Origin of the sequence: Nocardioides sp. NPDC059952, from assembly GCF_042730435.1 — a bacterium.
GTDB lineage: Bacteria > Actinomycetota > Actinomycetes > Propionibacteriales > Nocardioidaceae > Nocardioides.
The window spans coordinates 27,784-51,702 of the sequence record NZ_JBHWLY010000007.1 but is presented as its reverse complement, the minus strand read 5'-3'; the positions used below and the strand labels follow the sequence as shown (position 1 = coordinate 51,702).

Genomic DNA, 23,919 nt, shown 5'->3' with positions numbered 1-23,919 from the left:
TCTGACTCGGGCTTGACCGCATATGGAAGGGGAAGCGGGCAGTGGCGGACGTTAAAATCAAAGTCGAAACGTTGGCGCGGATCTCAGCACAGCTCGAGGCGATCGTCGGCGAGTTCGAGAACGCGACGGACAATTCAGAGGCACTAGAAGCGGATATCGGAAATCCCTTCGACAAGAGTGAGCTTCGCGAGAAGGCGCAGGACTTCGAAGAGCGCTGGGATGATAAGCGAAGCGACCTCAAGGACAGCCTCAAAGACGTTCATGAACATGTCAAGGGTGTCGTTGAGGGATTCGAGAACTGGGACAGCGAAACCGCTCTCCAGTTTCAGACGAAATAGGTCTATTCAACTCCGTTAGGAACCGCCGTCCGACTCGACCGAGTAAAGACGGTGACCTTGTGAAATGTAGATCCGGCGAAGGAGCGCATAAGCCATGGATCCATCCCCTCGGGGCAGGGAAATCAGGACGGTCGAGGGAAATCCCTCGGGAATCATCTCGCGTGGGAACTGGATGGAGACCCTCGGCCAGATGATGAAAGACTGCCATGACACGTTGAAGGACATCGCGGAGCACGACCTCGCCAACGGCGAGATGGACGGCAAAGCGGTCGAGAAACTTCAAGACGTCATCGGTGACTCCTATGACAAACTCGACGAGGCCGCCGAGCTATACACGCCGGTGGGTCCGTTGATCGCGAAGTACGGCGAAGACCTGCAGCACTGGCAACCCTTGATTCTGTCGCAGACCGAGGCATGCGAGGACGCTTGGGCCAAGCTCGAATCGATGCCTGATTCGCCAACCCGCCTCCCTGGCACTGAGCCGGAGGAGGGCAGCCCTGAGGCCCAACAGGAAGAAGCCGACGCTCAGGCGCGCGAAGAGGCGCAGCGCGAATGGGACGACGCTTCGGGAACCTGGGATGCCTACTATGACTCGTGGGAGGACGCCTACGATGAGGCCGTTAGCGGGATCGGTCACGAGATGTCGGGCAAGATCAAGGATGGATTCTGGGAAGTCCTTGACGACATCATCGCTGTGCTTGAGTTCATCGGATTCGTGTTGTTCGTCGTCGGCATGTTCGTGGCAGGTCCGATTGCTGCCATCGCATTGATCGTTTCGGCACTCGTCTTCATCGGTAAACTCGCGCAAGCCCTCGGAAATGGTGGGGGCTGGGACGACGTGGCTTGGGCGGCTTTGGATCTGATTCCCTTCGGAAAGTTCGGAAAGATCGGCGACGCTGTAGGTGCTCTGGACGATACCGCCAAGTTCGGCCAGAAATTTGCGGCCGGATTCAAGGTCGCCGGCGGGCTTGATAGTGCCTGGGAGTTCAAGAAGTTCGGTGATGTCATTACCAGCCTTCACACTGGCATGGACATTGCTGATTTCGAGCGCCTCGGCTCATACGGAAAGGTCGCTCTCGCCGGATTGGAAGTTCAGGGTGCGCTGGCCAAGACCGGTGGTGCCTACAAGAGCGCCGTTGAAGCTGCCAGTGGAACGTTGGACACGTTCACCGACAACCCGTTCGGCTAAATTAGGCTGCAGGTCGGGCCGAAGATCGGCGCGGCATACCGTGGAGGCGAAGATGAGTACGTCATGGCAAGTCTCGGGCGTCTACGCAGGAGAGCGTTGGACTGTCGTCCAGTCGCCAAGTGTGGCTCCTGACGGTTGGCTGAGCGACGAGGTCAGCCGACTGGAGGAGTTGTGGACTGGAACGGACAAGGATGAGGCCGCCCGTGAGGTCACGGAGATTCTCAACGACACCGCCGAGTTGCTAGCGGATCCCAGTATGGTCCTGGCGCTGGTTCATTGGCCCATGTCCGTCCCTGTACCGTGCCGTGTTCGCGTCGCGGTGGCTGATGCGGATGCGCTTGGCCTGGAGGAGTGGCGCGGCCTGGGGTACGAGGTCGACGAATACCCGGGATCGTCCCTTGGGCCGGGAATTCACTGTCACGCCACGCGCGATGAGGTCGTCCACGGGTGGCCAGTGCATGTCTCGACTTCGATCTTTGCTTTCACAAACGCCATCGGGAGCGTAATGCTCATCGTTGAATCAGGCGTCCGAGATGCATATCTGGCTACGTTGCTGGAGATTCCGCGTTTGCTTTCAGGATTGGCAGTATCGCGTGAAGACGGAGAGGCCTTCGTTGCCAATCCTGTTGCTGGCGTAAGCAGGAATCAGGCGGACGAGTGGGGGTCTGTGTCGAATGCCTAAATCTGCCGCACCAAGTCCCGCTCAGTGGGCGACGACGCACCCGAATTTCTCTGGCTTCAGTATCGATGAGTTGAACCGTGTAGTCCTTGATTACGCGCAGATCGAACTCGAAGCTGCCGAACGGCGGGCACGTCGGCCTGTGCTGGTTCGCCTCGTCGTCAAACTGTTGTTCTTCGTCGCTGTGATTGGTCTCGCCGGGCCTCTTTTCGCAGCGGTCGTATTCATTGCGGGCAGCAACAGTGGCGAGATGTCAAACGATCCCTCGGTCGTCGGATTTGTTGTCTGCGTCTATGTCGGCTGTGGGCTGGGTTGTATTTCGCTTCTTTATCGGTTTATTCCTTGGGTGCGATCATCGCACCGCCAATGGGACCGTTCTCTATTTGGATTCTCAGTAATTGTCCTGGTGCCCACGGTGGCACTACTGGTGGCTGTTACTGTCAGTGATCCAGCCGTATTCAATCGGTCCATCTTTCTGGTTGCGCCTCTGATCACGTTGCTCCTGAGTGTTGGGGCGATGGTCGCTGAGTTCCGTCTATATTCTCGGCAGAAGCCTCCGGCGGTTGATGTTTCGGGACTGTCTGAGCGTGAAATTCAGGTGCTTCTCGACCTACGCCACAAGGCATTGGAGACGCTACGATCACGCTCGATCGTTTCTTACGACGACTTCGATAACTTCGACCATCATCCGCTTGTTTCGGTCAACTGAAGAGGAATACCAAGTGCCTGGAAGTGACTCGGGTTCGCTGCGTGAGGCTCTCGGCGCGACGCGCGATCCAGAATTCGAACTGAAGTTGCCGGACGGCTGGGAGCGTCACGTTCCAGATGATGCTGACAAAGCGTCGTTGGATGCGTCGCTGAAAAGGCGCCTGATGGCGGTGAATCGTCCTGACCTGCATGCCTCCTTGCGTGTGCAACTGGATCAGGCGTTCGCCAACATGAAGGAGCAGAGCGTCGTAGCGTACTTCGCGGCGACGAAGGAATCGGAATCGGGTGCTTACCTTCCAGGATCCATTGTTGCGACAATCCGTAGGTCCCCTTCGGGAGAGAGCCTCGATGAGTACGTTACGCACGCAATTCGTGAGTATGGGGCCGAACCGTTGTTCGGCGACAAGAGGTTCATTCGCTTTGAGCGAGAGTCGACCAAAACGGTCGACGGTGGTCCGCTCGATGTGACAACGATCGTGTATGTCACGCCTATCCCTGGGTCGAACCGCCGGCGGGGGCTTCAGTTGAGCGCGACCATTGTTCGTGATCCCGAGACTTCTGCGGACGACCGCAACTTCGTCACGTGGAAGACTGCTCTTGATATTTGTGTCTCCACGCTTCGCTGGACTTCTCCGGTATTGTAAACTTCGTGTCGCGATTCCCGTGACTGATCGATGACGTCGACAGCGTGACGCCGGCCCAGTGGAATGTGGACGAGTTTGTGACCCGAGATCTCCCGAAGCTTCAGCGTGTGATCGGGTTGAGTTTGTCGGCCTGGTGTCTCGTATTCGGCCTCATTCACCTGGTGTCGCCGCGGACCTTCTTGGTGACCGTTGTTCCAATGAGTTCGGGGTTCGAAGAACCTGAGGGGTCCATTCCACTCTATGGTGTTGTCTTTGCCGTCTACCTGTTGCTCTCTGCTGGTTTGATCGCGCAACTTTCTGACGAAAGGCCGTCGGTCGTGGTCGGGCGCCATGCCGCGATGAAGAGAATGTCATTGTTGATCCTGTCGTGCGCGGCCCTTGTGCGTGCTGTCCTGGGATTGCGAGGTATAGCGGAGCGCGATGTCGCGGTCGTGGCCGTCTTTGCGGAGGTGTGGTTCGCGATGGCTGGCATCGCGGGGATCCTCTTATGGACGACGTTGCTTGCGAGAAAGAGGGACCTCGAAAGATAGGCGAACGGGCCGGAATTAGATGGGCTCGACGACGTCGCCGGCCTTCGGGTCTGCCAGGTGCTCCACCTCACCGATGTGCTGGATCCCGGCAGCGTCACGGTATTCGTAGCGCGTGGGTGGACGTCTCCGACGAGGTGTTCCCGGTGGCCGACGACTGACGCTTCTTCTTCCAGACGTGGCGGATCGTTGCCTGCGTACGCGTCCAGGTGGCCAGGCGTCGCTGGCGGCGTACGAGATGAATCGTCAGCCATGCCGGGAGGGTCAGCATCGCGATGCCGATCAGCAGGGCGACAGAACCCAAGCTCATTTGCTCCACTTGCCCGAGGTCGAGGACCCCTACACCCTCTGCGGCGTTCAGCGATGTCGGCGAGAGGTCGGGGCCGGCGATCGCTAGCCTGTCCGCGTCGTACCTATCTATTGATGACGGAGTGTGAGCGGTGGCTCGGGGAATCGCGGCGATGACGGTGGCGACGGCTGCCTTGGTCTCTGGTTGCAGTGTTGGCCCGCCGCCGAAGGACTTCGCGATCGAAGACGCGGTGGTGGCGTTTCGGGTGACGGAGGGCGGGGAGGACTCCAGCTACCTCGTGCTGGTCTCGCCGGAGGGGAAGACTCGGGCGATCGAGCTCGAGGAGGTCGAAGGCGCTGGGATCTCCTGGACGGAGCACGGGATCACGACGTCCGACACGGCGCACGACTACGTGATCGACAAGTCGGGGCTCACCGACAACAAGCGCACGAGCGATGACAAGTCCCTCGAGACGATGCATGAGTGGTACCGCGTGCAGGTCGGTCAGGGGACGTTGGTCGGGTTCAGCCCCGCGGATTCGTCCGAGGATCCGTTCGTGACCTACATCGACGGGGACAGTGGCAAGGCGACCACCCGGGTTACTCCGTATGGTCAGACGACGACGGCCGCGGTGTGCGGTGAGCGTGTGTTCGCGCCGGGGAGGGGCACCAGCACCAAGGCCTTCGAGGAGGACAGCGAGTCGATCCCGGAGGACCAATGGGACCTTGCGGCGTTGACCTCGGCCTATCCGCATGACGGTACGGACATCCTGAGCACCTTGGAGCCCACCAGCCCGGGCAGCACGTCGCCCTGTGCCGACGGCATCGTCTACGAAGGGTGGGAGAACGACGACGACCAGCACTTCTTCCGCACCTGGACCACTGCGAAGGGGACGTCGGCGGATGAGGCTGCTGTTGACCACGAGATCGTCTATCCGAAGGAGGCCTCCTCGCAGATCGGTGCACCCTCGGCGGTGACGATCGCGGACGGCCAGCTCGTCTGGGTCGTCGAGAACACGATGTGGAGCGCTCCGCTTCCGACCAGCGCGGAAGCACCGGTTCAGGCGCGCGAGGTCGGTTGGGTGGAGGGATACATCGGGCTCGATGCGGAGGTGCTCACCTACTCCTCCGACGCCGCGTACACGATGACCAACGAGACCGACCTGCACAAGCGGTTCACCAAGCGCCGGAGCGACCGCGTGTGGACCGAGCTGACAGCGCTGAGCCTCGTACGCACGGACCTCGCGACCGGCAAGCCTTCGATCGCCTTGGAGATCGATGTGGAGGACGTCGACTTCCCGACCAAGGACGCGTCTGTGACGGCTCTGGCCGTCAACCCGGAGTGGGTGGCTAAGCAGGGTGAGTAGGCAAGCGCAGGAGTCGCCATGGGTTCGTTGAACCTGATGGGGACGGGTGTCTGCCTGGCACTCATCCTTCCGATCGCGCTCATCATGACGGTCCGTACGTGGATGCGTCGGCGTACCTGGACGCACACCGAAGCTACGGTCACGTCGGTCAAGACGAAGCGACGGAACAATGGTGAGACGTCCACCACCGTGCACTATCGATTCGTCGATTCGTCAGGGCAAGAACGATCTGGGACTGACACGCCCTGGCTCCGAGCGCCGAAACGGAACTCACGCATCGCGGTGATGTACGACCCGGAGAGGGAGGGCGTCAGCGAAGCGTCGTCCATGGTGTGGCTGTACGTCCTGTTGGTCTTTGCGCTCGCTCTCTTCGGCCTCGGCGCGGTGCTGATAGTCACAGGGCTTCGAGCCTGATCTCCGTGAGCACTCGCCCCGAGCACTGCCGTTCGCCTCAGGTACGCTGCCCGCGGGCCTAGGCGCCTCGCTCCTTCGCTCGGCACCTGCCCCGCCTTTCGTTCTCGGGAACGTTCACTGTTGAAAGGGATTTCTCATGCGCAACACCACCGTCCGAACCTGCCGACTGGCCGCCGTCGGCCTCAGCCTCGGCCTCGCGCTCGCGTTGACCGGGTGCGGCTCCGAGGAGGCCGACTCGGACGCTGACGCGGCGGTCGAGTCCAGCGCGCCGGCCTCCGAGTCTCCGTCCGCAGCACCGGCGGGTGAGGAGAAGGAGGTCAAGATCGGGAAGACGATCAAGGACCCCGACATGGGCGACACGATCGAGGTCGTCTCGGCCGTCCGTGACTTCCCGTCGACGCAGGAGGCCGACCTCATCGCCGAGGGTGGCGAGGTCGTGCTGCTGCAGGTGAAGATCAAGCCCGGCACGGAGTACGGCGGCCGCATCTCGGAGGGGAACTTCGAGATCTCCTGGGACCAGGGCGCCGACTTCGAGGGCTCGGACACCCGCCTGATGACCGAGGAGCTGACCGCCGCGAAGCGTACGCCGCTCGAGGACGTGCAGCGGCGCGACGGCGGCGAGCACACCGGCTGGATCGCCTTCCAGGTGGAGGAGAAGGCCGACACGTACCTCGTCGAGTACGAGCGCGACGGCGCAAAGGTGATCGGCTCGGACAAGACCATCGCCGAATTCACGGAGCAGGTGGAGATCCCCGCCTCATGAGGTGAGGACAGCCCGTCGGCGGAGACCGGCTACGTCGGTAGCAGGTCTCCGCCGAGGCTCGTTAGGATCTGGGGCGTCCGTTGTCTCGGAGAGGGGACTTGAAGGTGCATCCTGGGGCACGTCGTCGAGCGGGAGTCGTTTCCGTTGCCAGTCTGGCGCTAGTTGCAACCGCTTGCTCGGGTGATCTCCCGGCCTCGGTGGAGGAAGGGTCTCAGGTCGCCGTCGCGTGGACGGAGACGTTGACGAGCACCAACCCGGCGAGCGCGGCGAGCGTGACCGATGGAAACCTCGACATCGCCTCGCTGACCCGTGGAGCCTTCGGCACGCTGGTCAACGACACCGTCGAGATGGACGAGACCTTCGGCGAGGTCACCATGGAGGGCGGCGAGCAGGCCCGGGTGCGCTACGACCTGGCCGAGCCGTCCTGGTCCGACGGCGTGCCGATCGACACGGCCGACCTCATGCTCGCCTGGGCGGCATCGTCGGGCTACTTCCGCACCCCGAAGGAGGGGAGCCCGGATGGCGGGGTCGAGTTCGGCGGGGTGCCGACCGGGCTGACCAAGAGCGCCTACATCCCTGAGGTCGACGAGGGCGCACGCGCCATCGAGGTCCCGCTCGTGGTGCCGGTGGTCGACTGGCGTACGGCCCTGGACGTCGCCGTGCCGGCGCACGTCGTCGGGCAGAAGGCGCTGAAGATCGAGGACCCGATCGAGGCCAAGGAGGTCGTCGAGACCGCGATCGAGGAGTCCGACACCGCGAAGCTCACCAAGATCGCGGAGGCGTGGAGCTCGTCCTTCGCGGTCGCCGAGAACGGCAAGGCCTCTGAGGAGGCGCTGCTCTCCAGCGGGCCCTACCGCGTCTCGAAGATCTCGGCCGGCGAGGGCGGCCAGGAGGTCGACCTGGAGGCCAACCCGGAATACGCGGGCGAGGCCAGGCCGACCTACGAGCAGGTACGCCTCACCCCGGCCGGCGCCGACGCGCTGGACAGCCTGGGGGAGAAGGTCGACGTCGTCCAGGTCACCCCGACCAAGGCCAACCGGAAGCAGGTGCGCGACCTCGAACGCCGCGACTACGGCGTCGCGAACGCCAACGACGGCACCATGTGGGCGCTGATCCTCCGCACCGACCGTGGCCTGTTCAAGCGCAAGGACACCCGCACGGCCTATCTGCGGGCCGTACCCCGCGGCGACATCGCCGAGGGCGGCGCGGGCGAGTGGGCCGAGGCGTACGAGGCCACCGACGTCGTGCTGTTCCCGCCGGGTGGTGAGGGCTACCAGATCGCGACCGAGGACTCCGGGTTCTCCACGAAGTTCAAGGCCTCGGAGGACGCGACGGCCCCGCGCGGTGCCAAGGTGTGCATCTCCTACGACAAGTCGAGCGCGTTCGCCGCAGGCGCCTACGACACCATCGCGAACGTCGTCGACGACGAGGGCTGGGGCACCACCGACTGTGGCGTGTCCTCGGCCGACAAGGTGCTCTCCGGCAACAGGTGGGACGCCGTGCTCGCCCGGATCCCGGTCCCGCAGACGCCGGCGGAGATCTCGGCACAGTGGGGTGGCAAGGGCAGCCAGAACGCGACCGGCGGCGGCGACCGCGAGCGTGACCGCCTCATCGGCGAGCTGGCCCGCACCGCGGATCCCTACGAGGCCCGCGACGTACGAGTCCAGATCGAGAAGACGCTGGTGCGGGACTCGATCGTCGTACCGATCGTGATGAACCCGACGGTGACCGTGATCGACAAGAAGGTCGACAGCGTACGTCCTCGCTCCGGACAGGTCGCACCGCTCGTCTCGACCATCGTCGAGTGGTCGCCGACGAAGAAGTAGGCGACTTTTAGCGCATTGGAGTGGTTGGGTTCCGCCACCCTTGAATAGGGTGCGGGCATGACGACGCTTCATCCCGGGGCAGTGTTCGGCCACTACCGCCTGGATCGCATTCTTGGCGAGGGTGGAATGGGCGTGGTCTATGACGCCTTCGACACCAAGCTCGAACGGCAGGTCGCCCTCAAGATGGTGCATGCCCACCTGGCCGACCGGCAGTTCATCGACATGTTCATCCGCGAGGGGCAGACCCTGGCGCAGATCAGGTCGCCCCACATCATCGCGATCTACGACATCGGTGAGCAGCAGGGCAGCCCGTTCATCGTCACCCAGTTCATCAAGGGCGGTGATGTGACCGGACTCGTACGCGGCAACGGACCGTTGGCGCCGCACCTGGCGTGCCTGGTGAACGCCCAGGTGGCGGGGGCGCTGCACGACGCCCACCAGGCGGGGATCATCCACCAGGACGTCAAGCCGTCGAACGTGCTCGTACGCAACCCGGCGAGCCCGCTGGACCCGTTCGCGTTCCTGTGCGACTTCGGGATCGCGACCTCGTCCTCCGACTCGCCCGCCGGCGGGATCACCGGCACGTGGAACTACCTGGCGCCCGAATACATCCGCGACGAGCATGACGCGCAGGGCCGGCCGATCTCGCCGGAGCCGTCACGAGACATCTACGCGGCCGGCTGCATGCTGTGGTTCACGCTGACCGGCAAGATCCCCTACTCGGGTGCGGCGGTGCAGGTGGCGATGGCCCACCAGAACGCGCCGATCCCGCAGTTCGTCGGCTCCGACGACTGGACCAAGGCGGCCAACCGGATCCTGCAGCTCTCGATGGCGAAGGACCGCCGGAGCCGCTACCAGAGCGCCGCCGTCTTCAAGGACGACCTGCTGAAGCTGCGCGAGATCACCGCGCCCGCTCAGCTGGTGCCCGCGCCGTCGATGACCGACCCCAACCCGGCGCCGATCCCGGTCGCGGCCGTGCGGGCGCCTTCCGAGAGCGAAGCCATCCTGATCGAGGAGGCGCAGCGGCCGTCCAAGATCACTCCGCTCCGGGTCGGGGCGGCGATGGTCGGGGTGGCTGCCCTCGGGGTCGGCGGTGCCCTGGCGATCACCCAGCCCTGGGTCGAGCACGGGCCCGAGCCCATCGTGCCGACCGTGAAGGGGGCTGCGTACGCGGATGTGAACGGGGACAAGTTCGGGGACGTGATCACCAACGTCCAGAACCCCGACGGCGAGGGGGTGGATGTCGTCACCTGGACGTCGGACGGCCGCACGTTGACCCCGTCGAAGCCGGTCACCTACAACGACCCTGCGCTTCCGGCCGACAACGACGGGGGCGAGGTATTTCCGCTCTGCGGTGACTTCACCGGCGATGGGAAGAACACGCTCGTCACGCTCGTGCGGAGCGAGAAGGGCTTCGAGTTCCACGGGGACCTGGAGGGATCCCTCAAGGCTCCCGCGGGCGTCGTCGAGCAGGGCAAGAAGATGGCGGGCTCGAACTTCTACTACGACCTCGGCACCGACGACTTCGACGGTGACGGTGTCGCCGATCTGTTCATGAGTACGCACTTCGGCAACCCGGACCCCGACCTCGACAGGCAGGGGAGAAGGGCCGGGGACGGCTCGATCTGGGTCTACCGAGGAACCGGGTCGGGGTTCGAGGAGCCGACGCTCTTCGCGTCCTATCCGGCCGTACCGGTGGAGCAGATCGCGGTGGGCGAGTTCACCGGCGACGAGAAGGCCGATCTGGCCGTCCTGAACCGGGTCGAAGGCAGCCCGGAGGACATGACCCTCACGTCCGGAACCTCCAGCCTGGACCTCTACCAGGGAGAGGGAACGACCGCCGCTGCTGCGAAGCCGTTCGAGTTCAAGCATCAGTCGATCAGCTCGTTCCTCGCCGGTGACGTCAACGGCGACGGTCGCGACGAGATCATCGCCGCGGAGTCCGGTCGTGGTGAGGGCCAGTCGATCACCGTCGGCACGTTCAGCGAGGACCTGACCCAGTTCTCGATCGCCAACCGCGGGAAGCTGCCCAAGCCCCGCAACACCCTCAAGACCACCAGCAGGTATCCCGTGACCGTCGCCGACGTCAACGGCGACGGACGCACCGACATCGTCGCGGCTACGCAGGACACCAGCGAGAGCCCCTACGCCTTCTACGTGGCGCTGGCCTCGAAGACCGGGACGTTTCCCGGTCACATGATGGCGACGTGGAAGAAGTCGCCCGACGATGTCCGCCGCTACAACCTGATGGGAGGAACCCTCGGATGAGCGATTCCGCCGGAAATCCTGACAACGCACCGCGCGGGCCGCAGCCCTCGTTCGAGCGTCCCCCGGTCGACGACCCTGACAAGACCACGATCAGGCCACGGGTCGCCCGGCCCGGCGGACCTTCCGGTACGCCGCCGCCCCCGCCGGCTCCCGCGCCGACACCACCGCCTCCCCCTCCCGCCCAGCAGCCGGCGGCGGCGCAGACTCCGCCGCCTCCGCCCCCGCCTGTGCAGACCCCGCTACCGGCGACCGTGCTGAAGGCGGACGCCCCCGGCATGATCGGGCCCTACCGGCTCGAGCAGCAGGTGGCGTCCAACGAGATGGCGGTCGTCTACAGGGCCACCGACACCCGGCTCAACCGAGCGGTCGCTCTCAAGGTGCTCCTCGGGCGCGGCGCCCGGGACCCAGAGTTCGTGTCCCGGTTCGACAAGCAGGCCACGCTGATGGCCAAGCTGGACTCGCCCCACATCATGGGCGTCTACACCAACGGCCGGACCCACGACGGTGCCCCCTACCTGGTCTCCCAGTTCGCCGACGGCGGCGACCTCGGCTCGCTGCTGAAGGCCCGTGGCCGTCTCCCCGGCCCGCTGGCCGCCGACATCTGCGCCCAGATCGCCGACGGTCTGGCAGCGATCCATTCGCCCGAGGTCGGTGTCGTGCACGGCGACGTGAAACCGTCGAACATCCTGCTCCGCGACGGCAACAGTCCGCCGTACGCCTACCTGTCCGACTTCGCCGCGGCGCGCGCTGATGACTCCGCGACCGCCAGGCCCGGGATCCACTCCGGTGCGTGGAACTATCTGGCGCCCGAGCGCGCGATGGGTGCGCCGGCGACTCCGGCGAGCGACCTCTACTCGCTGGGCTGCCTGTTCTACGAGCTCGTCACCGGCACCGTTCCCTTCACCGGGGCGAACGACGTCGAGACCGCGATGGCCCACGGGTCACAGCCGATCCCGACGCTGCCGGGCCGCGGTGACTTCACCCTGCAGGCCAACGACCTGCTCTCCGGCGAGCGCGGTCTGCTCGTCAAGGATCCTGCCCAGCGTACGAACGAGGCGGTTCGGGTCAGGGACCGTTTCGCCGCGATGGCCGGGCGACAGATGGGCTTCGCGTCCGGAGCCACCGTCACCCTCAAACGTGCCAAGGCCACGTGGTGGATCGCCAGCGCGGCGGCCCTCGCGGTCCTCGTTGCGGGCGGCACCGCGGTGGGTGTCACCCTCGCGACGACGGAGAACACCCCTGCGAAGCCGAAGCCGGCGGTGACTGGTGACATCGACGGGGACCGGCTGGGCGACCTGGTCCTCGGTGCGCCGTTCGGTGACGTCAACTACAACTGGGACGGCAATGCCGCGACCCTCTTCGCCTCCACCGGCAAGGGGTTCGAGTCCGGCACCACCGAGGGTCTCAAGTTCGGCAACCTGCTCGGGGACCTGGACGCCGACGGGCGGGTCGACGTGGTGCAGGTCTCCGGCATCGGATCCTCGTTCAACGTCGACTCCAACGCCAAGGATCAACCCGACGGTGCCATCCAGGTTCCGGCATCGGGCAAGCGCCTGGCCATGTTCTGCGCCGACTTCAACGGCGACGGGCGTGACGACATCGGCATGATCTCCGTCGGCAACGGGACCAAGCTGCCCAAGGAGGACGCCGACCTGGCCAAGCTCAAGGACCTCGAGTTCCACATGACGGTCATGCTGAGCAAGGCCGACAACACCTGGGCGAAGAGCGCCGAGTGGTACACCGGTCCCTGGCAGGGCCCCACGTTCGACATCAACTTCGACGTCGGTGACTTCGACGGCGACAAGCGTGCCGACGTCATCATGGGTGCCAGGGAGACTTCCCCGGCCGCAGTGCTCCTGCTGATGAGCAATGGCTCGAAGCTCACCAAGACCGACCTCGAGGTGCCCGGACCCGACGGCGATCGGGTCGCCGGATCGTCGAACTTCGCCGATGTCACCGGTGACGGGAAGGACGAGCTGATCACCCAGGAGATCGTGGACCAGAAGTGGGCCATCCGCGTCTACTCCTACGATCCCGAGGGCAAGAAGTTCGTTCCCGAGCCGTCGTGGGACATCGACGACCCGGTCAAGAACGACGACGCCGTCAGCGGGTCTCAGATCCCTGGGGTCGCCGACGTCAACGGTGACGGTAGGGATGACCTGGTCAACCCGTTGCGCGCCGGCGACGGGGACTACGAGTACCTCAACAAGGCGTCGGTCCTGATCTCCGGCAAGGACGGGTTCACCGCCGAGACGTGGGAGATGCCCGGAGCCGACCAGTTCGAGACCCACCCACCGTTGCGCAAGGCATCCAACAACAACGGCACCGGGACACTCTGACCACGGGCGAACGACAGACGGCCCGCGACCTGGATCAGGTCGCGGGCCGTTGCGTTGTTCGTGACGGGCGAGCTACACCGAGGACTCGCTCCAAGCCAGCTGGATGACCTCGATACCGCGGTCGCGGGTGACCAGGCGCCCACGACCCGGGAGGGTCGGGACCGGCTTCAGGTTGCCGATGAGCGGGCCCTCGTCCGGGTTGCCGGAGAGCAGCAGGCCCGGCATCGCCAGGTCACGCATCGATTGGATGACCGACTCGTAGAGGGAGCGCGACGCACCACCCGAGCGGCGGGCGAGGATGACATGCAGGCCGACGTCGCCGGCCTGGGCCATCAGCGGCTGCAACGGAGCCAGCGGTGAGCCCTGCTGCGTCGAGACGAGGTCGTAGTCGTCGACGAGCACGAACAGCTCCGCGCCCGACCACCACGACCGGCTGCGCAGCTCCTCGGGCGTGACGTCCGGGCCCGGGATCCGCTTGGTCAGGTACGCCGCCAGGTCGCTCAGCGTCGGGTTGGCCTGCGTCGCCGAGGTGAGATAGCCGACCAGGTAGTCCTCGGGGATCTCGCCGAGCAGCGACCGCCGGTAGTCGACGACCGCGATCTGCGCTTCCTTGGGCGTGTGCGTCCGCATGATCTCGCGGGCGATGCTGCGCAGCATCGAGGACTTGCCGGACTGGCCGTCGCCGAAGACGAGCAGGTGGGGCTCGGTGTCGGGGTTGAGACCGACCGGGGCCAGCTCCTTCTCGTTGATGCCCAGAAGCAGTCGCTTGCCGGGCTTCTCCGTGGTGACCCCGGCCTGCTCGCGGATCCGCTCGATCGTGATCCGCTCGGGCAGGAGCCGCAGCTTCGGTCCGGCAGGGCCCTCCCAGGCCGCGGAGATCCGGGAGATCAGGTCGTCGACGCCATCGCCCAGCGTCGCCGCCGAGCCGTCGCCGTCCATGCGGGGCAGGGCACTGAGGAAGTGGAGCTTCTCCTTCACGATGCCTCGACCCGGGCGCCCGGTCGGCACCAGGGCGGCGAGCTTGCGGTCGAGCTCGGAGTCCATCGGGTCGCCCAGACGCAGCTCGAGCTTGGTGCCGAAGACGTCGCGCATCGAGGAGCGGAACTCGGCCCAGCGGCCGGCCGCCGCGACGATGTGGACGCCGAAGGTCAGGCCGCGCGGAGCGATCTCCTGGATGGCGTACTCGAGGTCGTCGAAGTCGGCCCGCAGCGTGCCCCACCCGTCGATGACGAGGAAGACGTCGCCCCAGCCGTCGTCGGCCTGGCCGCGAGCGCGGCGGGTGCGGTAGGTCTCGATCGAGTCGATGCCCTGTGCCCGGAAGTAGGCCTCGCGGCGGTCGATGATGCCGGAGATCTCGGCCAGGACGCGGCGTACGACATCGGGCTCGGAACGAGTGCCGACACCGGCGACGTGCGGGAGCTTGGCCAGCGGTGCGAACGTGCCGCCACCGAAGTCGAGGACGAAGAACTGCACCTCCTGCGGCGTCATGGTCAGCGACATCGAGGTGACGATGGTGCGGAGCGTGGTCGACTTACCGGTGCGAGGTGCACCGATGACCGCGACGTGACCCGCGGCTCCGCGCAGGTCGACGGTGAGGGTGTCGCGCAGCTGCTCACGCGGCTTGTCGACGATGCCGAGCGGCACGACCAGTCCACCGAGCCGCTTCCAGGCCGGCGAGTGCAGACCGAGCTCGGGCGAGGTGGTCAGGTCGGGCATCAGCGTGTCGAGCGTGTCGGGGATGTCGAGCGGCGGCAGCCAGACCTGGTGGGCCGGGGCACCATGGCCGGTCATCCGGTCGACGGCGATGTCGAGCATCGACTTCTCGACGCCGTCCGCGCCCACGACCGGGGTGGCCGGACGCTCGTCCTCCTCGACCGGCATCGCCAGCTGCTTCACCTCGGCGATCGAGAACGGGAAGATGCCCTGCAGCTTGCCGCCCTCGTCGCGGCGGATCCGCGAACCCGCGGCCGGCGGCCCCGAGACGTACGCGGCCCGGAACCGCTGCATGTTCGTCGGGTCGGGCTTCAGGTAACCGAGGCCGGGAACAGCCGGAAGCTCGTACGCGTCCGGCACTCCGAGCACGGTCCGCGACTCCTGCGCGGAGAAGGTGCGCAGGCCGACGCGGTAGGAGAGGTGCGAGTCGAGACCGCGCAGGCGGCCCTCCTCGAGGCGCTGCGAGGCGAGCAGCAGGTGGATGCCGAGGGATCGGCCCAGACGACCGATCGCGACGAACAGGTCGATGAACTCGGGCTTGGCCGAGAGCATCTCGGAGAACTCGTCGACCACGATGAACAGCGACGGCAGCGGATCCATCGAGGGATCCTGCGTACGGGCCTTCTCGTAGTCCTTCAGCGAGGAGAAGTTGCCGGCTTCGCGCAGGAGCTCCTGGCGGCGGGTCATCTCGCCGGAGAGCGCGTCCTGCATACGGTCGACCAGGGTGAGCTCGCCCTCGAGGTTGGTGATCACCGCGGAGACGTGCGGCATGCCCGCCATCCCGGCGAACGTCGCACCACCCTTGAAGTCGACCAGCACCAGGTTGAGGACCTCCGGCGGGTGGGTGAGCACCAGACCGAGGACGAGGGTGCGGAGGAACTCCGACTTACCGGAACCGGTGGCGCCGATGACGAGGCCGTGCGGCCCCATTCCCTGCTGTGCCGACTCCTTGATGTCCATGTAGATCTGCTGGCCGGCCTCACCGACGCCGACCGGCACACGCAGCCGGTCGCGGTTGGCGCGGGGACGCCAGGCGACGTCCGGGTCGAAGGAGCGTACGTCGCCCAGACCGAGCAGCGCCATGTAGTCCTTCGGGGCCGCGATCTCGGTGTCCTGCGGGGTCTCGGCGGCGGCGTCGGAGCCCTCCGGAGCCACGGTGTAGAGCGCGGTCAGGCGGCGGGCGTAGGCCTCGGCGTCGGCCATGCTCATCTGGTCCACCCGCAGGCGGACCGGGTCCATGCGTACGCGCACCTGGTAGCCGGAGACCGTGTTGTTCTCGTCGGTCTCCTCGTCGTCGATCAGGAACCGCACCCGGCTCGAGTCGAACAGCTCGTCCCAGTGGGTCGGCAGGTCGATGACCGTGACGCCCTGGATGCCGTCGTCCGGGAGCACGTGGTTGCCCGGCGGGACGGAGCCGCCGTCGACGATGACCACGACCTGCGGCGACGGGATCCGGTCGTCGGTGCCCCAGCGGGCGCGCTCGCCGACCTCGGTCGGAAGCAGGGCGCCGAGGTCGTTGATGTTGGTGACCACCATGCGGCGCGGCCCGACGGCGTCGACCTCGCGGCCGCTCTGCGCGTGCGGGAGCCACTTGACCCAGTCCCACTCGGCCAGGTTGCGCTCGGAGGTGAGTACGGCGACGATCAGCTGCTCCGGCGAGTGGAAGGCCGTCATCCCGCAGATCAGGGCGCGGGCGAGCGCCCGGGCCTGGTCCTCGTTGCCGCAGATCTCCATCTTGTCGAAGCCGCGCAGGTTGGTCGCGGCCGGCAGGTCGGGCTGGACCCTGTGGACCGTCAGCAGCCGGTGCAGCGCGCTCGCCGAGGCGGGGTCGACCTGGTCGATCGGGGTCTGCTGGGGCGGCACCAGGGTCAGCGCGAGGGGCTGGTGCGCGACGCCGTAGCGGACGTCGAGGTAGCGCTTGTGGGTGTTCGAGCGCTCCCACAGCCGGCTGCGCTCCTCGGCGATCGCGGGCAGCGAGGACGGCGCGGGATAGTGCCAGGTGAGCGCCTTGCGCTGCTGCTCACCGGCCTTGCGCGCCGACTGCCGGACGCCGGCCAGGTAGCGGAGGTAGTCGGTGCGCTGCCCGCCGACCTGCTTCTGCTTCTGCTTCCGCTGCCGGTCGATCTGCACGAAGATGAAGCCGAGCGTGGCGAAGAGGAACATGCCGGCAGCGATGTAGCGCTGGATCGGCGGGGAACCCCCCGCGCCCGACTGCATCGTCGCGATGAGCACGATCGATCCGAGGCCACCGAGCATGGGGATGGCGTTCATCAGGATGCCACCGACGCCCTCGCCCTCTTCGATAGCCGGCGGAGCATTCAGAGCCAGCTCCCCCTCGGGGACCTCCGGCTCCTCGGTGCGGGTACCGCCGGCTGTCGCAGCGATGGTCACGTGTCCCCCTGAGACTGGTTCAGTGCCCCGCGGGCCCGGATGCCGCAGGTGGTCAGGATCTTAGAGTGCCCGCCACCCGGCTACTACCCTTAACCGTGCCGGTCGGGTAAAACGGGCGGTGGAGCTTCCGATGTGGAACTCTGTCACAGGGTCTTCACGCATCCGGGAGGTGTCATGCCCACTCAGACGGCCGATGCCGTTGAGCCGGCGCTCGCAGCAGGCGGCCTGGCGGTCACGGTCCACGGCACCGCCGGAGTGGTCGACATCGTCGTTCCCTCCGATGCGCACGCCTCGGACCTGGCGCGGGAGTACGCGACGGCCGTCGGTCTGCCCGCGGCCCCGGTGCTGCGGGACCGTCGTGGCGAGGTGATCCAACCGGACGCATCGCTCGCCTCGCGCGGCATCACCTCGGGCGCCCTGCTCGCCGCCGACTCGCCGCCGACGCAGGCCTATGCGCGGCGCGAGGTCGTCGAGACGGCCGCCGCGGTCCAGGCGGGCAGCTTCTCGTTCTACTGGGTCGGTCTGGCCACCCTCCTGGCGGTCGCCGCGGCCGGGTTCGGTGCCCAGGCCGACGGCTGGCAGCGACTGGCCATCGCCGGTCTGCTCGCGCTGGGTGCCTTGATCGGCATCATCCCCGCCGGGCCGTACGCAGCGCGCCGAGCGATCGCCGCCCCGGCCTTCGCCGCCGGCGCCGCCTTCGTCATCACCGTCGACCCGGTGCCCGAGACGCTGCCGATGGCGGTCGGGGTGGCCGGGTTGAGTGCCGCGGTCGTCGCGACGATCTCGCGGTCCCTCGTCGACACCGTCGACGAGGGCCTGAAGATCTGGACCACGACCGGCGTCATCGTCTTCGTCGTGACCGCGCTGTGCGCCCTGCTCGGCACCTCGCCGCAGGTGCCGTGGTCGATCCTGTTCGCCGCCGCCGCGCTGGCGGCGCGGATCGTCCCGTCGTACGCCGTCGACGTCCCGGACTCCTATCTCCTCGATGTCTCCAAGCTCTCGGTGACCGCTTGGTCGGCACGGGCCAGGACGACCTCCGGCAAGGCGACGGTCCCGATCGACGAGGTCACCGAGGTGGCCGAGCGCGGCTCCCGCACGCTGGCGGCGGCCTCCTGGGCGGTCCTCGCCGTGGTCGCGGTGAGCGGACCGGGGCTGGTGGCGACGGCGACGGACGACCTGGATCGGGTCGGTGGCTGGCTGATCCTGCTGGCCGGTGCCTTCGTGATCCTGCTCGCGGCGCGCAGCTATCGCTACTGGCTGCCTCGTGGCGTACTCCGGGTTGCCGGGGTTATTGCGCTGGCGGTCGGGGTCCGTGCCTTCGTAGGCTGGGCCGACCCGGAGCTGGTCTCCTGGTTCGGTCTGGGAGTCGTGGTGATCGGGTTCGCCGTCATCATCGCGGCGATCGCGACCGGCCGGGGCTGGCGCTCGGCGAAATGGGCGTCTCGGGCCGACTGGGCGGAGTCGCTGTGCGGCGCCGCGGTCATCGCTTCGTTCGTGGTTTCCTCAGGCTTCTTCCGTCACCTGTGGGAATCGGGTTTCAACAGCTAGGCAGCAGGGCTGAAAAAGTTCAGAGATTTGTGTTTAGAACTCCGGAGACGGGGTAAGAACACATTGTCCGGACCTCGGGGGAGCCCATCGGGAGCCGGGCTCCAACAGGTATCAAACCTAGGAAAACCGGTTCCGCCGGTGGAAGGACAGCACCATGAGCAGTGAGATCAAGCAAGGCCAGGCGATCAACACCGCCGTCAACTTCATCAACGAGACCAAGGCCAAGCTGCAGAGCGTCAACAGCCGCACCGTCTCGGAGGCCCAGGCGGAGGGCGCATCGGGCTGGAAGGGTGCCGGCGGCACCTCGTTCCAGCAGCTGATGAACACCTACAACGAGAAGTCGCGCGAGATCACCAACGCGCTCGACGAGCTCACCGCGGGTCTCGAGAACGCCCGCAAGGTCGGTAGCCAGGCCGACGAGGATGTTGCCGGGCAGTCCAGCTCCGTCACCTCCAGCATGGACAGCATCTCGTACAAGATGGGTGGCTGACCACCCGGTCAGGCCGCATTTCAAGCAGAGGACTGGAAGGAACTGACATGGGTGAAGAGATTGTCGTAAACCACGGGAAGATGGGCTCCGTCGCCGACGTCCTGCTCAAGGGCGTGGCTGACATGGACCGCGAGCTCGACGAGCTCGAGCGTCACATCCTCGGCCTCCAGGAGAACTTCACCGGACAGGCGGCTGACGCCTACAACCGGGCCCAGGCCAAGTGGAACCAGAGCATCCGCGAGCTCGGCATGGCGCTGGACCGCGGCAGCAAGTTCGTCAACGAGGCCAACGCTGACATGCACCGCGCGGACCAGCGCGGCGCCAGCGGCTTCGGTGGCTGAGTTCTTCAGCACACAGGCAACACGGGGGGATCGGTGCGGGGCACCGGTCCCCTCGTCGCTGGTTTTATGGCAAAGTCAGCGCTGATGTTCGCTGTCTGATTCAGCGAGCGCGAGGTAGGTCTAGCTCTCGGGACATTCGGTCGGTTCGTCCCGGGCACAGGCACGACGCGAGGAGTTCGTGAAATGACGCAGGCGCAGGTGGCGCCCACTGGGCTGGTCCGGGTCACGGTCGCCTCCGGCACACGTCGGATGGATCTGGTGCTGCCGGGCTCGGTGCCGGTGGCGGAGCTCGTGCCGGAGCTTGCGCGAAGCGTCGGGTTGCTCGACCCGCAGACGGCCTACGCCGGCTACCGCGTGGTGCTCGCCGACGGCCGCAAGCTCGCCGGTGACCTCGGTCTGATCCCGCAGGGCGTCGAGGACGGCGGCGTGCTCACCGTGAGCGCCGGGATCGACGACAAGCCGCCGCGGGTCTACGACGACGTGGTCGAGGCGATGACCGACGTCGTCGAGAGCGAGATGGCCCCCTGGAAGCCGGAAGCAGGACGACGTACGTCGCTGCTGGCCGCCGCGCTGCTGCTGCTCCTCGGTGCCGGTGCGCTGTGGACGCAGGCGCCGTCGATGCTCGCCGGCGTAGCTGCCGGGGTGATCGGAATGGTCCTCGCCGGAGGCGCGATCGTGCTCTCCCGGCTCGAGGCCGAGAACGATGCCGCGATCGCCGCGGTGTGGATCGGTGAGGTCTACGGCGCGGTCGCCGGCTTCCTGATCGGCTCGGCCTCGCTCGGCCCCGAGGGCGGCGTCGGGATGCCGCTGGCCTTCGCCGGCGCGGGCGCGATGCTCGCCGCCGCGATCGGCTTCCTGGGGCTCGGCGAGGCCCGGATGCTGGCGATGCCGGGCGCCCTCGTGGGTGGCGTCTTCCTGGTGGCCGGCATGCTGCTGAGCATGACCGGCTGGAAGGCCGGTGTGGTGCTCGGGATCGTGCTGGTGGTCGTCGTCCTGGCCGGCAGCTTCTTCCCGTGGCTCGCGCTGAGCACGACCAAGACCGACGTCCCGCAGCTCTACTCCGACGAGGACATCAACCTCGACCCCGACGAGATCCGCCAGGACCAGGTCCGGGTCGACGCCAAGGTCGCCCACGAGATCCTGGTCGCGATCTCGCTCTCCGTCGGCGTCCTGGTCGTGCTGACCGCGCCGTTCGTGGTGCGGCTCGGGCTCTTCGGCACGCTGCTGGCTCTGGCCGCGTGTGTCGTGCTGATGCTGCGTACGCGGCAGTACCGGACGGGTTCGGAGGTGCTCGTCGGCCTGGTCTCCGGGATCGCCGGCCTGCTCGCGATCGGTGCCGCGCTGCTGGTCTACCACGAGTCGTGGCGGCCGACGACCGCCGTCGTGCTGGCGGCCGCGGGTGGCGTACTCCTGGTGCTGACGCTGGTCCCCGACGTCGGGTCGATCCGTCGTGGCCGGCTGGCCGACGTCGCCGAGACGATCTGCCTGCTCGCGATGCTGCCGCTGATGGTGCTCGCTTCGGGCCTCTTCGGCGCCGCGGTGGCTGGTTTCTGATGGCCAGCAAGAAGGACCTCGTAGAGGCGCATGCCTTCAGCCGTCGCCGACTGGTCTCCGCGTTCCTCTCCGGTGCCCCCGGTGGGCGCGAGGTGGAGCCCGCTCGCCCCGGCCGCTCCGTCTTCGGCGGCCTCGTGCTCGCGGTGCTGCTCATCGCCGGCGGCGCGGTCGCCCACTTCCTTGCTCCCCGGCCCGCGACCGGATGGGCCGACACCGACGGCCTGATCGTCACCAAGGGCGGTGCGCGCTACGTCGTCACCGGCCCCGACAAGGACAAGGAGCTGCACCCGGTCGTCAACCTGGCCAGCGCGCAGCTCATCCTCGGCCTCGACCTGGAGAAGAGGTCCAAGGTCATCGACCAGGAGGAGATCGACAAGGAGTTCCCCAAGGGGACGATCGGCCTCGGCGGGCCAGACGTCCCTGAGGAGCTGCCGCTGACGTCCGACTTCATCAACACCGGCTGGACGGCGTGCACCGCCAATGCTGCAGGTACGCACCTGAACATCTCTGCGAAGCCTGACGTACAGCCGGCCACCAACACCGGCTTCCTGGTGCAGACCGAAGATGGCACCTACCTCATCGCCGAGCACGAGCGCGAGGGCTACGCACAGGCCTACAGCTACAAGGTCGAGGGCGACGCGGAGACCTATGCGGACCGCATCTTCAACGACCCTGTCTCGACACCCACGGTGCCCCAAGCATGGGTCAACCTCTTCCCGGCCGGCGCGCCGCTGTCGGGTGATTCCTTCGGAGGAGCGTTCACCAAGGCCGGTGGCACGGTCGAGGGCGAGGATTACCCGATCGGCACCAAGGCCAACTACGTGGCCAACAACTACCTGATGACGGAGTCCGGCTGGATCCGGATGGACGAGTTCACTAGCGAGGTCTATGACGTCGTCTTCGGCAGCAAGGGCAACCAGCAGTCGCTGGAATCGCAGCCGAATATCAACGGCGAGCGGCTCGAGACCTCGTGGCCCGCCTCGACCCTCGAGCCCGGAACCGGAAGCGTCTGCGCCAAGCTCGAGACCGAGGACAAGACGACGGTACGCCTCGGTGTCGACCCGGGCGAGAAGGCCTGGCCGTCGTCGGAGCCTCCCGCGGCGACCGACTTCACCTCGGCCCGGGTCGACCCCGGCAAGGGCGCCTTCGTCTTCGCCGCCAACGGCGAGGAGCTCCAGAAGGAGAGCGCGACGCCCTACCTGATCGACGCCCGCGGCACCGCCAACACCCTCGACGGCAAGCTCACTGTCGAGCGGCTCGGCCTGTCGAACGACTCGGGCCCGATCGTGCCCGGCACGTGGCTGAGGCTGCTTCCGGCCGGCGCTGCGCTCTCGACCGAGCTGGCGTTGTGCCCGCCGACCACCGGAGAGGTTCAGGAGAGCAAGTGCGTGGCGACCGAGTGACGCTGGTGCGTACTGGCATCGCGCTCGCGGCCGCCGTCGGTGGGCTGACTCTGCTCGGCGGCCCGAGCCCTGCGTACGCAGCGGAGGAACGGCCTGTCTGCAAGGCGTACGAGAAGAACACCGGTGGTGGCGCACCGCAGAAGGCGGAGACCCAGGCTGCGCCGGTGCCGGAGACGGTGGCTCCGTTCGCGATCATGCGGATCGACGAAGCGCAGAAGGTGAGCAAGCAGGGTCAGGGGATCCGTGTCGCCGTGGTCGATTCCGGCTACAGCGCCAAGGCGCAGGACTATCACGGCACCGTCGCGGCTGGTCTGATCACCGGGATCGCGCCCAAGGCGACGCTCAGCGACCACCCGGTCCTCAAGGTCGGCCAGGAGAAGTCCACGATCGACGCCAAGCGGATGGTGGCCGAGCTCAACTCGCTGGCCAAAGGCAACGCGAAGGGGCTGATCGTCGACATCGGCCTGCCGGCGACGGAGAACGCCGCGGGCCTGGAAACAGCGGTCGACACGCTCACCAAGAAGGGGGCCATCGTCGTGATGGCCGCGGACTGGTCCGGAATCGCCAGCGGCACCGACCGGGACATGGGCCCCAAGGTCTTCCCGAACGCCAACGACTCCGTCGTGACGGTCAGCGCCTCCGGCACCTCGGCCTCCGACCCCGACTTCACGGTGTTGCCGAACTCCAACACCGACGTCGCCGCTCCGACCTACGGAGCGCCGTCGAAGACACTCTTCGGCCAGCCGTGCTGGGTCGACACGATCTCGACGTCCTTCGCCTCCGCCGAGGTCTCGGCGGTGCTCGCCCTGATCTGGTCGACCAATCGAGGCTGGACCGCCGACCAGGTCATCGACCGTCTCTACAGCACCACCTCGGGCCGCGAGGGCCAGGGCGGCCGCTTCTGGGGTGCCGGCGTGGTGAATGCGTACGACGCCCTCACCCGTCCCGCCGTCGAGGAGGCCGCCGAGCCCCCGGAGGTCGAGCAGGCGCCGATGGCCCGGGAGAAGGTCGACCCGCTGGCCACCGTCCGCGAGAACGCGATCTGGTGGGCCATCGGTGGCGGCGGAGCGCTCGGGCTCGCGCTGGTCCTGCGACCGTTGTTCTCGCGGCGCAAGGGCTCGATGTAGCT

General features: G+C 66.7%; 20 protein-coding genes. 18 read left to right on the top strand and 2 right to left on the bottom strand.

Going from position 1 to position 23,919, the window contains the following annotated elements; genetic code table 11:
- Nucleotides 1-41 precede the first annotated feature (41 nt).
- The 6 genes from ACFV9G_RS05090 (at nt 42) to ACFV9G_RS05065 (ending at nt 4,088) form a co-directional block, all read left to right on the top strand.
- Nucleotides 42-338, top strand: coding sequence for a flagellar protein FlgN (locus tag ACFV9G_RS05090; RefSeq protein ID WP_378725457.1), 297 nt, complete (start codon nt 42-44; stop codon nt 336-338).
- 94 nt (nt 339-432) lie between these two features.
- Complete coding sequence (locus ACFV9G_RS05085; protein WP_378725455.1) at nt 433-1,527, top strand: hypothetical protein; 1,095 nt, start codon at nt 433-435, stop codon at nt 1,525-1,527.
- A gap of 52 nt (nt 1,528-1,579) precedes the next feature.
- A complete protein-coding gene (locus tag ACFV9G_RS05080; RefSeq protein WP_378725454.1) occupies nt 1,580-2,209 on the top strand; it encodes a hypothetical protein in 630 nt (209 codons plus the stop codon).
- 70 nt (nt 2,210-2,279) lie between these two features.
- Nucleotides 2,280-2,915, top strand: a complete 636-nt coding sequence (locus ACFV9G_RS05075; protein ID WP_378725452.1) for a hypothetical protein — start codon at nt 2,280-2,282, stop codon at nt 2,913-2,915.
- 13 nt (nt 2,916-2,928) lie between these two features.
- The gene (locus tag ACFV9G_RS05070; protein WP_378725451.1) at nt 2,929-3,558 is read left to right on the top strand and encodes a protein TPRXL; all 630 of its coding nucleotides are present in this window, start codon (nt 2,929-2,931) and stop codon (nt 3,556-3,558) included.
- A gap of 44 nt (nt 3,559-3,602) precedes the next feature.
- Nucleotides 3,603-4,088, top strand: a complete 486-nt coding sequence (locus ACFV9G_RS05065; protein WP_378725449.1) for a hypothetical protein — start codon at nt 3,603-3,605, stop codon at nt 4,086-4,088.
- A 94-nt stretch (nt 4,089-4,182) separates the two neighbouring features.
- Here ACFV9G_RS05065 and ACFV9G_RS05060 read toward each other — a convergent pair whose 3' ends face one another.
- On the bottom strand, nt 4,183-4,395 hold the full coding sequence (locus ACFV9G_RS05060) for a hypothetical protein (RefSeq protein WP_378725447.1): 213 nt from the start codon (nt 4,393-4,395) through the stop codon (nt 4,183-4,185).
- 130 nt (nt 4,396-4,525) lie between these two features.
- On the opposite strand from ACFV9G_RS05060, the gene ACFV9G_RS05055 reads away from it, so the two are divergent.
- From ACFV9G_RS05055 to ACFV9G_RS05030, 6 genes are all read left to right on the top strand, one after another.
- On the top strand, nt 4,526-5,740 hold the full coding sequence (locus ACFV9G_RS05055; protein ID WP_378725445.1) for a hypothetical protein: 1,215 nt from the start codon (nt 4,526-4,528) through the stop codon (nt 5,738-5,740).
- An 18-nt stretch (nt 5,741-5,758) separates the two neighbouring features.
- Nucleotides 5,759-6,154, top strand: a complete 396-nt coding sequence (locus ACFV9G_RS05050; RefSeq protein WP_378725443.1) for a DUF3592 domain-containing protein — start codon at nt 5,759-5,761, stop codon at nt 6,152-6,154.
- A gap of 136 nt (nt 6,155-6,290) precedes the next feature.
- A complete protein-coding gene (locus ACFV9G_RS05045) occupies nt 6,291-6,917 on the top strand; it encodes a transcriptional regulator (RefSeq protein ID WP_378725441.1) in 627 nt (208 codons plus the stop codon).
- A 239-nt stretch (nt 6,918-7,156) separates the two neighbouring features.
- Complete coding sequence (locus ACFV9G_RS05040; RefSeq protein WP_378725439.1) at nt 7,157-8,743, top strand: ABC transporter substrate-binding protein; 1,587 nt, start codon at nt 7,157-7,159, stop codon at nt 8,741-8,743.
- 57 nt (nt 8,744-8,800) lie between these two features.
- Nucleotides 8,801-11,011, top strand: a complete 2,211-nt coding sequence (locus tag ACFV9G_RS05035; RefSeq protein WP_378725437.1) for a protein kinase — start codon at nt 8,801-8,803, stop codon at nt 11,009-11,011.
- The gene (locus ACFV9G_RS05030; protein ID WP_378725434.1) at nt 11,008-13,350 is read left to right on the top strand and encodes a protein kinase; all 2,343 of its coding nucleotides are present in this window, start codon (nt 11,008-11,010) and stop codon (nt 13,348-13,350) included. The genes ACFV9G_RS05035 and ACFV9G_RS05030 overlap by 4 nt, the downstream gene beginning before the upstream one ends.
- 72 nt (nt 13,351-13,422) lie before the next feature.
- On the opposite strand, the gene eccCa is transcribed toward ACFV9G_RS05030, so the two are convergent.
- The gene (eccCa, locus tag ACFV9G_RS05025) at nt 13,423-17,454 is read right to left on the bottom strand and encodes a type VII secretion protein EccCa (RefSeq protein ID WP_378725432.1); all 4,032 of its coding nucleotides are present in this window, start codon (nt 17,452-17,454) and stop codon (nt 13,423-13,425) included.
- 174 nt (nt 17,455-17,628) lie between these two features.
- Between eccCa and ACFV9G_RS05020 the strand changes: the two genes are divergently transcribed.
- The 6 genes from ACFV9G_RS05020 (at nt 17,629) to ACFV9G_RS04995 (ending at nt 23,917) form a co-directional block, all read left to right on the top strand.
- A complete protein-coding gene (locus ACFV9G_RS05020) occupies nt 17,629-19,002 on the top strand; it encodes a hypothetical protein (protein ID WP_378725431.1) in 1,374 nt (457 codons plus the stop codon).
- A gap of 154 nt (nt 19,003-19,156) precedes the next feature.
- Nucleotides 19,157-19,492, top strand: a complete 336-nt coding sequence (locus ACFV9G_RS05015; RefSeq protein WP_091043262.1) for a WXG100 family type VII secretion target — start codon at nt 19,157-19,159, stop codon at nt 19,490-19,492.
- Nucleotides 19,493-19,539: 47 nt separating this feature from the next.
- Complete coding sequence (locus ACFV9G_RS05010) at nt 19,540-19,833, top strand: WXG100 family type VII secretion target (protein ID WP_378725428.1); 294 nt, start codon at nt 19,540-19,542, stop codon at nt 19,831-19,833.
- Between the two features lie 183 nt (nt 19,834-20,016).
- Nucleotides 20,017-21,387, top strand: a complete 1,371-nt coding sequence (gene eccD, locus ACFV9G_RS05005) for a type VII secretion integral membrane protein EccD (protein ID WP_378725426.1) — start codon at nt 20,017-20,019, stop codon at nt 21,385-21,387.
- Nucleotides 21,387-22,790 (top strand): type VII secretion protein EccB, encoded by a 1,404-nt coding sequence (locus ACFV9G_RS05000; protein WP_378725424.1) that lies wholly within the window; start codon nt 21,387-21,389, stop codon nt 22,788-22,790. The genes eccD and ACFV9G_RS05000 overlap by 1 nt, the downstream gene beginning before the upstream one ends.
- Entirely contained in the window at nt 22,772-23,917 is a 1,146-nt protein-coding gene (locus tag ACFV9G_RS04995) for a S8/S53 family peptidase (RefSeq protein ID WP_378725422.1), read from the top strand. Before ACFV9G_RS05000 ends, ACFV9G_RS04995 begins: the two co-directional genes overlap by 19 nt.
- Nucleotides 23,918-23,919: the final 2 nt, after the last annotated feature.